Annotated in this window: 12 protein-coding genes and 1 pseudogene; 8 read left to right on the top strand and 5 right to left on the bottom strand. The window is 73.5% G+C overall.

Annotation, left to right across the window (positions count from 1 at the left end; translation table 11 throughout):
* Positions 1-23: 23 nt before the first annotated feature.
* Together XF36_RS16025 and XF36_RS31640 are read right to left on the bottom strand one after the other, a co-directional pair.
* Complete coding sequence (locus XF36_RS16025) at positions 24-983, bottom strand: MBL fold metallo-hydrolase (RefSeq protein WP_202968405.1); 960 nt, start codon at positions 981-983, stop codon at positions 24-26.
* A gap of 174 nt (positions 984-1,157) precedes the next feature.
* Positions 1,158-2,462: a MarR family transcriptional regulator gene (locus XF36_RS31640; protein WP_145981383.1), complete on the bottom strand. Its 1,305-nt coding sequence runs from the start codon at positions 2,460-2,462 to the stop codon at positions 1,158-1,160.
* A 213-nt stretch (positions 2,463-2,675) separates the two neighbouring features.
* Here XF36_RS31640 and XF36_RS16035 point away from each other — a divergent pair, with 213 nt between their 5' ends.
* Complete coding sequence (locus XF36_RS16035; protein WP_060712612.1) at positions 2,676-5,189, top strand: hypothetical protein; 2,514 nt, start codon at positions 2,676-2,678, stop codon at positions 5,187-5,189.
* A 115-nt stretch (positions 5,190-5,304) separates the two neighbouring features.
* Here the strand turns inward: XF36_RS16035 and XF36_RS16040 are convergent, their stop codons facing one another.
* Entirely contained in the window at positions 5,305-6,021 is a 717-nt protein-coding gene (locus XF36_RS16040; protein ID WP_020628462.1) for an alpha/beta fold hydrolase, read from the bottom strand.
* A gap of 167 nt (positions 6,022-6,188) precedes the next feature.
* Between XF36_RS16040 and XF36_RS16045 the strand changes: the two genes are divergently transcribed.
* The 7 genes and pseudogenes from XF36_RS16045 (at position 6,189) to XF36_RS33345 (ending at position 11,685) form a co-directional block, all read left to right on the top strand.
* The gene (locus XF36_RS16045) at positions 6,189-7,379 is read left to right on the top strand and encodes an FAD-dependent monooxygenase (RefSeq protein WP_060712613.1); all 1,191 of its coding nucleotides are present in this window, start codon (positions 6,189-6,191) and stop codon (positions 7,377-7,379) included.
* 108 nt (positions 7,380-7,487) lie between these two features.
* A complete protein-coding gene (locus tag XF36_RS16050) occupies positions 7,488-8,408 on the top strand; it encodes a LysR family transcriptional regulator (RefSeq protein WP_060712614.1) in 921 nt (306 codons plus the stop codon).
* Positions 8,405-9,507, top strand: a pseudogene (locus XF36_RS16055) (mandelate racemase/muconate lactonizing enzyme family protein). Before XF36_RS16050 ends, XF36_RS16055 begins: the two are co-directional and overlap by 4 nt.
* 50 nt (positions 9,508-9,557) lie before the next feature.
* On the top strand, positions 9,558-10,385 hold the full coding sequence (gene catA, locus XF36_RS16060) for a catechol 1,2-dioxygenase (RefSeq protein ID WP_060712615.1): 828 nt from the start codon (positions 9,558-9,560) through the stop codon (positions 10,383-10,385).
* Positions 10,385-10,669, top strand: coding sequence for a muconolactone Delta-isomerase family protein (locus tag XF36_RS16065; protein ID WP_060712616.1), 285 nt, complete (start codon positions 10,385-10,387; stop codon positions 10,667-10,669). The genes catA and XF36_RS16065 overlap by 1 nt, the downstream gene beginning before the upstream one ends.
* A 288-nt stretch (positions 10,670-10,957) precedes the next feature.
* Positions 10,958-11,512 (top strand): cyclase family protein, encoded by a 555-nt coding sequence (locus XF36_RS16070; RefSeq protein ID WP_060712617.1) that lies wholly within the window; start codon positions 10,958-10,960, stop codon positions 11,510-11,512.
* A complete protein-coding gene (locus XF36_RS33345; RefSeq protein WP_202968406.1) occupies positions 11,509-11,685 on the top strand; it encodes a hypothetical protein in 177 nt (58 codons plus the stop codon). Before XF36_RS16070 ends, XF36_RS33345 begins: the two co-directional genes overlap by 4 nt.
* A gap of 52 nt (positions 11,686-11,737) precedes the next feature.
* Here the strand turns inward: XF36_RS33345 and XF36_RS16075 are convergent, their stop codons facing one another.
* Positions 11,738-11,941 (bottom strand): hypothetical protein, encoded by a 204-nt coding sequence (locus tag XF36_RS16075; RefSeq protein WP_060712618.1) that lies wholly within the window; start codon positions 11,939-11,941, stop codon positions 11,738-11,740.
* A 48-nt stretch (positions 11,942-11,989) separates the two neighbouring features.
* On the bottom strand, positions 11,990-12,850 hold the full coding sequence (locus tag XF36_RS16080) for an SDR family NAD(P)-dependent oxidoreductase (RefSeq protein ID WP_238588907.1): 861 nt from the start codon (positions 12,848-12,850) through the stop codon (positions 11,990-11,992).
* Positions 12,851-13,049 lie beyond the last annotated feature (199 nt).

The raw sequence follows: 13,049 nt of genomic DNA on the forward strand, positions 1-13,049 counted from the left end.
GCTCCCCTCCCCTCTCCGGCTCCTCAGCCCTGCAACCTCGCCCAGACCTCCTGGTCGCGCTCCGCGGTCCAGATCACCGGACGCTCCACACCGGACAGCTCGTCCCACAGCCGGGAGACGTCGAACGGGAGGCAGTGCTCGAAGATCGGCCAGTGCCCGTAGTCGTCGACGAGTGCGGCGTGGGTGGCCTCGAACGCCTCCTTCAGCGTGCCGCCGCGCCCCTGCACCGCGCCGACCTCGCGGATCATGACCTGCAGGAACCCGCGGGTCTGGGCGATCGCGGCGTCGACCTCGGCGCGCCCGCGGCTGACCGCGCCGCGCCCGCCAACGAGCTGCTCGGCGCCGAGGGCGGCGAGCCGGTCGAGGGTCTCGCCCGCCCAGTCACGGTGGAACGCGTCCCCGGTGTAGGGCGCGGCCCGGGCCTCGACGAGGTCGCCGGCGAACAGGATGCGGTGCCGCGGCAGCCAGGCGGTGATGTCGCCCTCGGTGTGGCCGCGGCCGTGGAACTGCAGCACCAGCTCGCCGCGGTCCCCGCCCAGGTCGATGGTGAGCCGGTCGGCGAAGGTCAGCGTCGGCCAGGTCAGTCCGGGCACGGAGTCGGCGGCCTCGGCGAGCCGCGGCATCCGCGCGAACTCCGAGGCCCAGTCCTCCATGCCACGCTCGGCGACCAGGGCCGCGGTCGCCTCGTGCGCGACGACGGTCTGCGCGTCGAACGCGCTCGCGCCCAGCACCCGGACCGCGTGGTAGTGCGACAGCACGAGGTGGCGGACCGGCTTGTCGGTGTGCTCGCGCAGCATCGCGAGCCACCTCCGCGCGGCGACCGGGGTGGCGAGGGCCTCGAAGCAGACGAGGAAGTCCTCCCCCTCGATCGCGCCGATGTTCGGGTCGCCCTCGGCGGTGAGGGCGTAGACGCCGTCCGCGAGCACCTCGAGGGTCTGCTCCTTGGCGGCGGTGTCGGCGGAGGAGGCGAAGGGCTTGGCCACGGCGGGTGTCCTCTCAGCAGCCGGGAGACACCGGCGGCGACCGTGGCGTCCCCTCATCGGGACCTGTGACCGGCCGGACCTGCCCGACGATCAAAGGTTGAATCACTTGTCCGGAACCGTAGAGGGCCGCGGCGCCCGGCGCCAGGGCCGATCCGGCGGCACGCGCCGAGCGGTTCAGGTCCGCCGGTTGATCCAGTCCGCCCGGTGCGCGGCCCGGGAGAGGCGGACCAGCAGGATGTTGAGCGTCGCGAGGTCGGCGGCGCCGAGCAGCGCCGCCCACTCCGACTCGCGACGGTTGTGGGTGCCGAACGCGGCGACCAGCCGCTCGGCACCGGCGTCGGTCAGGGACAGGTGCACGGTCCGCCGGTCCCCCGCGGCGGGCGTGCGCCGGACGAGCTCCCCGGCGGCGAGGGTGTTGGCCAGGCTGGACACCGCGGCCCGGCTCATCCCGCACAGCTCCGCCGCCCGGCCCGCCTCCTGCCCGCCCGCGACCCAGAGCGTGAACAGCAGCCGGAACGCCGACCAGCTCCATCCCGCGGGGCGGTGGACGGTCGACTCGAGGTCGTAGACAAGGGAGCCCGTGAGCCGGTGCAGGTTCAGCACGAGCGCCATGGCCGCGCGGTCGGTGCCGGGGAGGCGCTCGCCGGTGCGGGCGAGGGCGACGTCGGTGAAGGCGAGGAACCCGTCCCCAGCGCCGTTCCCGCCGCCGTTCCCGCTGCCGTCGGCTCGGTCCTGCGCGACCGTCGACCGATCCGCCGACCGCCCCCCGGCTCCCGGCGGATCGAAGGCAGCACTGTCGTGCCCCCCGCCCGGCGGGGCGGTCCCGATCCGGGCCGGACCGTCGCCGAGCCCCGCGAGGAACGCCGCGACCACCTCGCCCGGCGCCGACCCCGCTCCACCCGACGCCGGCGCCGACCCCACTCCGCCGGTCCCCGGCGTCGCCGCCGCCCCGTCCGGCCCGAACGCCGACCCCGGTCCGCCGGGCCCCGGCGCGGCCAGCGCCTGCACCCCGTGGAGCAGCGCCAGCAGCTGCTCCACGAGCACCCCGTCCGGCGCCGGGGCGACGATCTCGCCCGCCCGCCGCGCCTCGTCGATCCGGGCCGCCAGCCGGACCCGCCACCGCGCGGTCACCTCGACGAGGACCGCGGCCGGCCCTGCCCCGGACGCCGCGACCCGGGCGAACGGCGTCCCGGTGTGTGCCGTGACCTCGTCGCAGAACACCCGCAGCGCCGGGAGCCCGGTCACCCCGGCCGCGCGCTGCGCCACCCGGGCGTCGAGGCCGTCGAGCGCCTGCCGGAAGGCGTACTCCACGATCGCGGCGCGGCCCGCGAAGTAGTGCCCGGTGGCGCCGTGCGCGACCCCCAGCGCCGCGCTGACGTCCCGCAGCGTGACCCCGTCCGGGCCGTGCTCGGCGATCAGCCGCCAGGCGGCGTCGGCGATCTCGCCCCGGCGCTGCTCGTGGTCCACCCGCTTCGGCACGGCCGCTCCTCGTGGTAGCTCACCTTTTTTCTACACAAGGAGAAACACAGGGGCACATCCAGATCCCGACGGTCCTAGTCCATTCGGACTAACGATAAGTGGTCGTCGCACGTCACCGGGGTCGTAGTGGATCAGTTGAGGTGGGCAACGGGGCGGCTCGAACCCCGTTGCGCAGCGAGGCGCGACCGGGCGGCACCGGTGGAAGGCTCCCCGATGAAGAAGACGAAGCGAGCCGCCGTCGCGCTCGTCGTCGCCGGCCTGATCGCCGGTGCGGCGGTCGGTGCCGGGTCGGCGCTCGCGGCGCCGGACGCGCGGGCGGACACGGCAGGTCCCGACCTGCTGCGCGCCCCCGCCGTCGACGCGCCCCAGCTGCAGAACACCGGCATCTGGTCCGCCGACCCGATCGGCATCTGCATGACCAGCGCCTACCGCCACGGCGAGTACGTGCACCAGGGCTGCGTCTACGACGACGAGGGCGGCGGCAACCAGTACCGCTGGCCCAACGACACCCTGCTGCGCAACTACACCTACCCCGAGAACGCCGCCTACCGGCGCAACGCCGCGGACATCCTCGAGGTCCGCGCGAAGCCGCAGGACGACGCGACCGCGTTCCGGGTCACGATGAACACGATGACCGACCCGGGGCTGCTCGGCCTGACCCTCGCCCTCGGCGGCTCGGACACCCCGCGCGAGGCCCCGCACGGCGCGAACACCGTCATGCCGGCCCAGCTGTTCGTGACGGTGCACGGCAACGAGGGCGACATCGTCGACGCGGCCACCGGGCGGACCCTGTCGGACGCGCCCGAGGTGCACGTCGACCTCGAGCGACGCCAGGTCGAGATCCGGGTGCCGCACTCCGCGTGGGACCCCGCCGACGGGACGCAGCGCCTCGCCGCCGCGGCCGGGCTGTGGGACCGCGACGCCGACGCCTACCTCGTCCCGCAGGTCACCGCGGACGAGTCCCACCCCGGCGGCGCGGTCCTCGGCGACCCGACGCCGTCGGCGTTCTTCGACGCGGCGTTCCGCTTCCACGAGCCCTTCGAGGCGCCCTACCGCAACAACGACCAGAAGCGCGCGATCGCGAACGGCGACCTGTCGGAGTTCTTCGCCGACGTCGACTTCGGGAAGCTCCGCGCCGGTACCGACGACGAGTCCGGCGTCCCCACCTCCGGCTACGTGACCCGCGTGTTCGCCTCGCACTCGGAGAAGGAGCAGGGCCGACGGCTGCCCTCGGACCCTGGCGGGCCCGCACCGGGCACCGGCCTGCAGCAGGGCGGCATCGCCACCGGCTCCGGCGAGGGCTCCGGCGACCAGCGGCCGAGCGCGTCGTTCGGCTACCCCTGCCGCGACGACTGCGTCCCCGACCTGCCGGGCCGCATGCAGCGCTACACGGTCTACGCCCCCGAGGCCCCCGCGCCGTCGCACGGCTACGCCTCGCTGCTCTGGACCCAGGGCTACGCGCTGCGCCCCGGCGACGACGTCGCCGGGGACCGTGACCTCTACCGGCAGTTCGCCGACCGGCCGGGCGACCCCACGATGGTGATCGACGTCGACTTCCGCGGCGCCGACAACTGGGGCTACGGCGAGGGCGGCGCGATCGTCTTCGAGGCGCTGGCCGACGCCCGTCGCCACTACGACCTCGACCGCGAGCGCACCGCGATGGGCGGCTTCTCCTCCGGCGCCTACACCGCGAACAAGCTGTCGCTGACCTTCCCCGACGTGTTCAACAAGGCCTTCATCTGCGACGGGCTGAACGTGGCCCCGTCGCTGCCGGGCGTCAACGGGGTGGCCGACGAGCTGGCTGAGGCCGGCGTCGACACCGTCACCAAGCACGAGCCCGGGTCGAAGATCTCCGAGCTGCTGCCCAGCCGGCACAACCAGCCGGTGATGGAGTGGGCCGGGGTCAACGACGACTTCATCCCCTACCCCATCACCCGCGAGCGGGCCGACCTCTACAAGGCCGGAGACTACGACTACGAGTTCATCAGCCACGTCGGCCTCGCCGCCGAGCACCTCGTGATGTGCAAGAACGGCATGTGGGACCTGGCCGCCCGTTGGATGGGCGACGAGCCCCGCGCGGTCGACCCGCCGCACGTCACCTACGTGCGCAACCCCCTCATGGACGACCCGGAGGCCGGCCTCGTCGGGGACCACGCCTACTGGCTGTCGGGCATCCAGAGCCGCGACCCGCACGAGCTGGGTGCGATCGACGTGGTCACCCGGGGGCAGGGCCGCGCCGAGGCGCCGGTCCCGGCGGCCGGTCAGGAGGTCGGGCAGGTCGAGGGGACGTTCTCGCCGGTCAACCCGTACCTGCGGGAGTTCCGCCACCTCGACGCGCCGGTGGACGCCGACGCCGAGAACGTGCTGGAGATCCGCTCGGCCGGGGTCGGCACCGTGACCGTCGACCCGGAGCGCGCCGGGGTGGGCTGCGACGCCCGCCTCGACGTGCACACCGACGGCCCGTTGACCGTCATGCTCGACGGCTGCGGCAGGACCGAGTCCTTCGACGGCAACGACTCCGGCGGGCTCGCGAAGCCCGCGACGTTCGCGCCGATCGACCCGCTCGAGCCGGTGGGCAACCCGCTGCAGGGCACCCCGCTCCCGCCGGAGGTGGGCAACGTCCCGCAGGCCCCGCTGCAGGGGCTCCCGCCGCTGCGGTTCCCGCCGAACCAGCTCGGCCAGGACCCCGCGCCCGGTGACGGCGCGCAGGAGTCCCCGACCGGCTGACCCCGGCCGCGCGCGAACGGGCACCTCGTACGAAGGTCTCGTACGAGGTGCCCGTTCGTGCGCACGGACGCGTGGGGCCGCCCGCGTGGGGCGCGTGCGCGAGGTGCCGCGGGGGTCAGGCCTTCAGCAGGGCCTCGGCGAGCCCCTCGGCGGCGGTGAAGCAGCCCTCGTGGCTGCCGGGCGCGCTCACCGGCGTGACGCCGAGCCGGGCCGCGAAGCGGTCCCAGCCGTACTCGCCGGGCGGGAGCGCGACGTCGTCGGTGGACAGCACGTAGGACACCGGCACCCCCAGGGCCGCCGGGTCGAGCGGTTCCACGGTCTCGGTGAAGTACTGCATCGGGTGCGGCACGAGCAGCTCGTGCACCAGCTTCTGCGCCTCCTCACCCGCGTCGTTCATGAAGGCCTCCTGCCACACCGGCAGCGGGAGCGCGACCGTGTTGTTGCCCGACGCGGCGGCCTGGGCGTCGAACAGCTCCCGGTAGGCCGGCGGGACCTCGTCGTAGAGCGAGCGGCCCGCGGCCGGGACGAACGCGCTCCAGTAGACGAGCTTCCGCAGTCGCGACGCGACCCGGTGCGCCGCACCGGTGATCACGTAGCCGCCCCAGCTGTGCCCGACCAGCGTCACGTCGGACAGGTCGGCGGACTCGATCAGGTCCACCACGGCGTCGACGGTGTCGGACAGGTGCAGGGCGGTGGGGTCGTCGCCGTCGGCGAGCCCGGGGAGGGTGGGGGTCAGCACGCGGTGTCCCGCCGCACGCAGTCGCTCGGCGACCGGGCGCCAGGCCCAGCCGCCGTGCCACGCGCCGGTCACCAGCACGAACGTCTCGGACATCGATCACTCCTCGTCGAGTTCGGAACGGGGTCGGATCCCCTCGGCGAGTGATGGTGGCCGACCTCGGACCCCCGGTGAAGGGGCCGAGGGGGTCGTGCCGAAAGCGGTCCCGACTGAGACGATCCGTAGAGGACTCAGGGCCCGGTATCCGTGTCAGGATCACAGTCATGGACGAATCAGTGGTGATCGTCGGTGCCGGGATCGGGGGCCTGTCGCTGGCTCTCTCGCTGCACGCCCGCGGCGTCCGGGTCACCGTGCTCGAACGCGCGGCCGAGCTGCGCGAGGTCGGTGCGGCCGTGGCGCTGTCGGCGAACGGGCTGCGCCCGCTGGACGAGCTGGGTCTGCTGGGCGAGCTGGAGAAGGTCGCGGCGCAGCCGACCGAGCTCATCCACCGCGGCTGGCGCGACGACGAGCGGGTGTCCGCCTTCCCGGTCGGGATCGACGGCAGCTACCGACGCCGCTTCGGCGCCCCCTACCTGGGCATCCACCGCGCGGAGTTCCAGCGTGTCCTGGCCGGCGCCTGCCCGGAGGGCATGGTCCGCCTCGACTGCGAGGTCACCGCGGTCGACCCGGACGGCACCGTCACCCTCGCCTCCGGTGAGCAGCTGCGCGCCGCGGTCGTGGTCGGCGCCGACGGCGTGCACTCCCGTGTCCGATCGGTCGTCGACCCCGATGCCCGGCCGCGCTACACCGGGACCTCGGCCTTCCGCGGGATCGTCGACGTCGCCGACGCGCCGCTGCTGCCCGATCCCGGCGCGATCCAGTTCTGGATGGACCCGGACGCGCACGTGCTGCACTACGCGATCGGCGCGCACGCCGAGCAGATCAACTTCTTCGCCGTGCTGGAGGGGCCGGAGCCGTGGACCGGCGGTGCCGGCCCGACCGAGACCGACCCGGGGACCCTGGAACGGGCCTTCGCCGGCTGGGCGCCGGGCGTGGTGCAGATGCTGACCGCGGTGCCGCAGTCCCCGCACTGGCCGCTCTACACGCTGCCCCCGATGACGCACTGGTCCCGCGGCCGCGTCGTCCTCCTCGGCGACGCCGTGCACACGATGCTGCCGCACCACGGCCAGGGCGCGAACCAGTCCATCGAGGACGCCGCGGTGCTCGCCGACCTGCTCGCCGCCCCCGGCGCACTCGACGGCGACCACGCCGAGGCGTTCGACCGGTACCAGCGGCTGCGCCGGGCACGGACCCGGTCGATCCAGCGCAGCTCCCTGGTCACCAGCGGGCTGCTGTACCTGCCCGACGGCCCCGAGACCGAGGCCCGCAACGCGGGACTGGCCGGGCTGGACCCGTGGCTCACCTGGATCCACGGCGTCGACGCGCGGGCCGACACCCGACCCGTCCCGGCCTGACCATCATTCAGCTGTCGAAGCTCTCAATCGGGCGCTGTCCGGTCTTTGTGTCTACAGAGTCGCACGCCTACCGTGAGGCGACGCGCCGGGCCGAGGGAGGTGACGGGCATGGATCTGCGGCAGCTCCGCTACTTCGTGGCGGTCGCGGAGACGCGGCACTTCGGCCGCGCCGCCGAGCGGCTGCACATGGCCCAGTCCCCGCTCTCCCAGGCCATCCGCCAGCTCGAGAGCCAGGTCGGCGCCACCCTGTTCGAGCGCACCACCCGCCGGGTCGACCTGACGCCGGCGGGGGCGTCGCTGCTGGAGGACGCGCGGCGGATCCTGGCCGGCGTCGAGGAGGCGCGGCGCCGCGTCGAGCAGGTCGCCGCCGGCACCGAGGGCATGGTGACGGTCGGTGCCACCGACCTCGCCGCCTACCGGCTCCTGCCCCGGCTGGCCCGGGTCGCCGCTCGCCGGATGCCGGGCGTCTCGCTGCGGTTCCTGCCCGGGCTGCTCACCGCGGCCCAGGAGGATGCGCTCGACGAGCGTCGCATCGACCTCGCCGTACTGCGTCCGCCGGTGGTGCGCCCAGAGATGTCGGTCCGCCCGATCGCCCAGGAGCGGCTGATCGCGGCGCTGCCCGCCACCCACCGGCTCGCCGGGGCGGGGACGGTCACCCTGGCCGAGCTCCGGGGCGACGACTTCGTCGCCTACGGCGCCCCCGGCTCGGTGGTCGACTCGGTCGCCACCCAGGGATGCCTGGACTCCGGCTTCCTCCCGCGGCGCCGCACCGAGGCCCGCGACACTCCGATCCTGCTCACCCACGTCGCCGCCGGTGCCGGGGTCGCGTTGCTGCCCGAGTCGGTGCGCGCCCTGGGCACCGAAGGCGTCGTCTACGCCGACCTGAACCGCGAGCTGCGCGTCGACCTGGCCCTGGCCTGGCGCACCGACGACGACTCCCCCGCCCTCGTCCGGCTGCTCGACGTGCTCGCCGAGCGCGCGCACGAGCTGGACCCCCGCCCCGCCACCGTCCCCGGAGGACCGCAGTGAAGATCGTGGCCGTCGAGGCGATCCCGTTCGCCGTGCCCTACCGCAAACCGCTGCGGTTCGCCTCCGGTGAGGTACACACCGCCGACCACGTGCTGGTCCGGGTGCACGCCGAGGACGGCGTCGTCGGCGTCGCCGAGGCCCCACCCCGCCCCTACACCTACGGAGAGACCCAGACCTCCATCCGCGCGGTGGTCGACACCGTGTTCGCCCCGGAGATCGTGGGTCTGAGCGTCTTCGAGCGGGAGCGGATCCACGCCGTCCTCGATCGCACGATCGGCAACCCGACCGCGAAGGCCGCGATCGACATGGCCGTCTGGGACGTCATCGGCCGCCGGCTCGGTGTCGGCGTCTCCGAGCTGCTCGGGGGTACACCGACCGGATGCGGGTCTCGCACATGGTCGGCTTCGCCCCCGACGACGTGATGGTCGCCGAGGCCCTGCGGATGCGCGACGAGCACGGCGTCACCACCTTCAAGGTCAAGGTCGGCCGCCGCCCCGTCACCCTCGACACCGGCGCCTGCCGTGCGCTGCGCGAGGCACTGGGGCCCGACGTCGAGCTCTACGTGGACGGCAACCGCGGCTGGACCGCGTCCGAGGCCGCACAGGCCCTGGACGAGATGGCCGACCTCGGCCTGACCCTGTCCGAGGAGCTCATGCCCGCCGACCAGGTGCTCGGACGCCGCTGGCTCACCGCCCGCACCACGGTCCCGACCGTCGCCGACGAGTCCGCGACCCGGCCCGGCGAGGTGACCCGCGAGCTGCTCGACGGCGCCGCCACCATGATCAGCATCAAGACCGCGCGGACCGGGTTCACCGGCTCCCAACGGGTGCTGCACCTGTGCGAGGGGCTCGGCACCGAGGTGGTCATGGGCAACCAGATCGACGGGCAGCTCGGCACGGCCTGCACGGTCGTCTTCGGCGCGGCGCACCGGCAGACCAGCGCCCGCGCCGGGGAGCTGTCGAACTTCCTCGACATGACCGACGACCTGCTCACCGAGCCGCTGCGGATCAGCGGCGGCGAGCTGCGCGTCCCCGACGGGCCCGGGATCGGCGTGGATGTCGACCCCGACAAGCTCGCCCACTACCGCACCGACACCTGAACACCCGCACGTCGAGACCGAACGACCCCGCCCCACCACAGGAGTAGGACATGACCGAGACCGCTACCGCCGCCGGCTCCGGCGCGAACGCCACCGCCACCTTCGCGAAGAAGGAACGCGCCGGCGCCGCCGCCGACCCGGCCCGGGTGTCCGCCATCGCCACCGACACGCTGCAGGCCCTGCACGAGGTCATCCGCAAGCACCAGGTGACCTACGCCGAGTACGACGCGCTCAAGGCCTGGCTGATCCAGGTCGGCGCCGACGGCGAGTGGCCGCTGTTCCTCGACGTGTTCGTCGAGCACGTCGTGGAGGAGGTCGCCAACGCCGACCGCCGCGGCGCCGTCGGCACCATCGAGGGCCCCTACTACGTCCCGGGTGCCCCGGTGATCGAGTCCGGGACCGCGATGCCGATGCGGCCCGACGAGAAGGGCACCCCGCTGCTGTTCCAGGGCACCGTCACCGACCTCGACGGCACCCCGATCGCCGGCGCGACGGTCGACCTGTGGCACGCCGACGACGAGGGCTACTACTCCCAGTTCGCCCCTGGCATCCCCGAGTGGAACCTGCGTGCGGTCATCCACACCGGCGACGACGGGCACTTCGCGTTCCGCACCATGCAGCCCGCGCCGTACCAGATCCCGACCGACGGCTCGACCGGCGCGTTCATCTCCGCGGCCGGCTGGCACCCGTGGCGCCCCGCGCACCTGCACCTCAAGGTGTCCGCGCCCGGCAAGCAACTCGTCACCACCCAGCTGTACTTCGACGGCGGCGACTACGTCGCCCAGGCCGTGAAGCCGGAGCTGATCCTGCGCCCCGGCCCGGCCGACGACGGCACCGGCAACGAGGTCACCTACGACTTCGCGCTGGACCCCGCCTGATGGCCCGCTTCGCCGTGCGGATGGAGGTCGACCTCCCCGCCGACATGGACGCCGAGGCGAAGGCCGACCTGCTCGCGCGGGAGAAGGCCTGGTCGCAGCAGTGGCAGCGCTCGGGTGAGTGGGTGAGCATCTGGCGCTGCGTCGGCGAGTACGCCAACCTGTCGATCTTCGAGGTGCGCGACAACGAGCAGCTCCACGAGATCCTCTGGGGGCTGCCGCTGTTCCCCTACATGACCATGCAGGTGACCCCGCTGGCCACGCACCCGTCGGACGTCCACGCCTGAGACCCCGCGGGGGCTCCCGGGCCCGGTGACGGGCGCCCCCGCGCATTCCCGGTCGATTCCTGACCATTCCTTACCGGAACCGGGAGACGCTTTTCACGGTCGCGCCGAACGGTCGTCCGACGCCCGCCGCACCGGACGACGCGTTCACCGGACGACGGCCGGCGAACCGCAGGAAGGCCCTCCGAACTGTTGCCGGACAACGGCGTCGGCCGGCTGGAACTCCTCCAAGAGCAGATGACCACCACGTAAAGCAACCGGACTTCTCGCCCGGTGGACAACGGGCGAAGAATGTGTGAAGCGCCGTGCGTCGTCGAACGAGAAAGGCACCTGCAGGCCACGTCGCAGGTCGACGGTCTGCGGCACCGGCGGGCGTCCGGATACGGCTTCTACGACGGCGTCCCCGACGCGGCGATCGTCGCGGGCGGCCCCGCCCTGGGCGTGCAGCGCTGGGCGGAGAAGCCGATCGTCGGGCGCGGGCTGCTGATAGACGTGGCGGGACTGCTCGCCGAGGAGGGCGCCCCGCTGGACCACCGGGCCGGGCCCGCGCTCGACGCCGACGTCCTGGACCGCGCGCTCGCGCGCCAGGGCGAGCAGGTCCGGCCGGGCGATCTCGTCATGGTCCACACCGGCTGGGCCCGCTGGTTCCTCGACGCCGACGACGAGCTGCGCGCCGAGGTCCGGTCCGCGCGCCGCGCCACGGGGTTCCGCCAGTCGCACGAGCTGCCGCGCTGGATCTGGGACCACCGGGTCGCGGTGTTCGCGACCGACACCTTCGCCGTCGAGGTGCTGCCGGTGGACCCGGGCAGCCCGTTCACCGGGACCGCCCCCGAGGACGCCGGATGATGCACCAGGAGCTCATCGCCAAGCTCGGCGTGGTCCTGGGCGAGCCGTGGAACCTCGACGCACTGGTCGCCGACAGCCGCGCCGCGGGCGGCTGGACGTCGTTGACGGTGGTCAAGCCGCTGCACCTCGTCGGGGGCGTCGGCTCGCCACCGAACGCGACCGCGATCCGCTGACCGGAGCGGGACGTACCGGGGCGGTCGGATCGCCTCGGTCGGATCACGCCGGTCAGATCGCGCCGGTCAGCTCCCCGGTGACCACGCGGCGCTCGTTTTCGGTCCGCCAGGCGCGGTAGTCGGCGTCGTCGGCGGCGGTGCCGATCCTGGCGATGCAGTCGGCGCAGAGGTCCGCGACCTGCAGCAGGCAGTCCCGGCCGCAGTCCCGGCACGCGACGAGCTCGGCAATGGGGTCGTTCACGGTCGCTCCGGACATGACCGCGAGCCTACCGAGGGCGGCCCGGTGACGCCGGTGTGGTCGGGTTCAGCGTCCTGCCGCCGCCACGGGGAAGCTCACCCCGGTGAGCTCCTCCGACACGGTCCACATCCGCTGCTGTACCGCATGGTCGTGCGAGGCATCGCTGGAGGAGACGAGCGTCGGGTATCCGCGGATCTCGCCTCGGCCGCCGGGGCCGTAGTACTGCCCGCCGAGTACGCCGGGATCCGTTGCGGCGCGGACGGTGGGGAGCGCACCCATCTCGGGTGTCTGCGTGAGCAGTGGTGCCAGCCATCCCATGGGCACGAGCAGTGCCGCGGGTGTGTTCCGGGCGAGTTCGGTGTTGGACGCGCCGGGGTGGGCGGCGACGGCGAGCGTCGCGCCGTGGGGGGCGAGTCGTCGTTGCAGCTCGTAGGTGAACATCAGGTTCGCGAGCTTGGCCTGGTCGTACGCGGCGGAGCGGCTGTACGAGCGTTCCCACTGCAGATCATCGAAGTGGATCGCTGCGCGGATGCGGTGGCCGGTGCTGCTGACGGTGACCACGCGGGAGCCGGGCACGGGCAGGAGCCGCTCCAGGAGGAGGTTGGTGAGGGCGAAGTGTCCGAGATGGTTCGTTCCGAACTGCAGCTCGAAGCCGTCGGCGGTGGTCTGCTTCGGTGTGTACATGACGCCGGCGTTGTTGATCAGAAGGTCGATCCGAGGGTAGGTCGCGCGCAGCTCGGCGGCGGCGGTGGAGACGGACTCCAGCGATGTCAGATCGAGGGCCTGCACGCCGACGTCCCCGCCCGTGCGTGCCGCGGCCTGCCGGCCCTTCTCGATGTCGCGTACGGCGAGGACGACCCGTGCTCCGTGTTCGGCGAGCATGCGTGCCGTCTCGAAGCCGAGACCCACGTTGGCGCCGGTGACCACGGCGACCCGGCCGTGCTGGTCGGGGACGGTGTGCAGTCGTTGCGCCGCTCGGTGGAGGAGCCAGGTCAGCTCGGAATCGGGCCCCGACCCGAGGGTGGGGCGCGAGTGGAGCGCTGAGTCGGAAGGCGGCTGCACCACTGCAGGTCGTCCTGGGCCACTGGGGGGAGACCGTCCTGTTCTCCCTCGACCGCAGTGCCCT

It is taken from the genome of Pseudonocardia sp. HH130629-09, from assembly GCF_001294645.1.
Classification (GTDB): domain Bacteria; phylum Actinomycetota; class Actinomycetes; order Mycobacteriales; family Pseudonocardiaceae; genus Pseudonocardia.

What these genes read in the sequence shown, in the direction of transcription:
- XF36_RS16035 (WP_060712612.1), top strand. Translation starts at nt 2,676, where the DNA reads ATGAAGAAGACGAAGCGAGCCGCCGTCGCGCTCGTCGTCGCCGGCCTG.
- XF36_RS16040 (WP_020628462.1), bottom strand. Translation starts at nt 6,021, where the DNA reads ATGTCCGAGACGTTCGTGCTGGTGACCGGCGCGTGGCACGGCGGCTGG.
- XF36_RS16045 (WP_060712613.1), top strand. Translation starts at nt 6,189, where the DNA reads ATGGACGAATCAGTGGTGATCGTCGGTGCCGGGATCGGGGGCCTGTCG.
- XF36_RS16050 (WP_060712614.1), top strand. Translation starts at nt 7,488, where the DNA reads ATGGATCTGCGGCAGCTCCGCTACTTCGTGGCGGTCGCGGAGACGCGG.
- catA (WP_060712615.1), top strand. Translation starts at nt 9,558, where the DNA reads ATGACCGAGACCGCTACCGCCGCCGGCTCCGGCGCGAACGCCACCGCC.
- XF36_RS16065 (WP_060712616.1), top strand. Translation starts at nt 10,385, where the DNA reads ATGGCCCGCTTCGCCGTGCGGATGGAGGTCGACCTCCCCGCCGACATG.
- XF36_RS16070 (WP_060712617.1), top strand. Translation starts at nt 10,958, where the DNA reads ATGTGTGAAGCGCCGTGCGTCGTCGAACGAGAAAGGCACCTGCAGGCC.
- XF36_RS33345 (WP_202968406.1), top strand. Translation starts at nt 11,509, where the DNA reads ATGATGCACCAGGAGCTCATCGCCAAGCTCGGCGTGGTCCTGGGCGAG.
- XF36_RS16075 (WP_060712618.1), bottom strand. Translation starts at nt 11,941, where the DNA reads ATGTCCGGAGCGACCGTGAACGACCCCATTGCCGAGCTCGTCGCGTGC.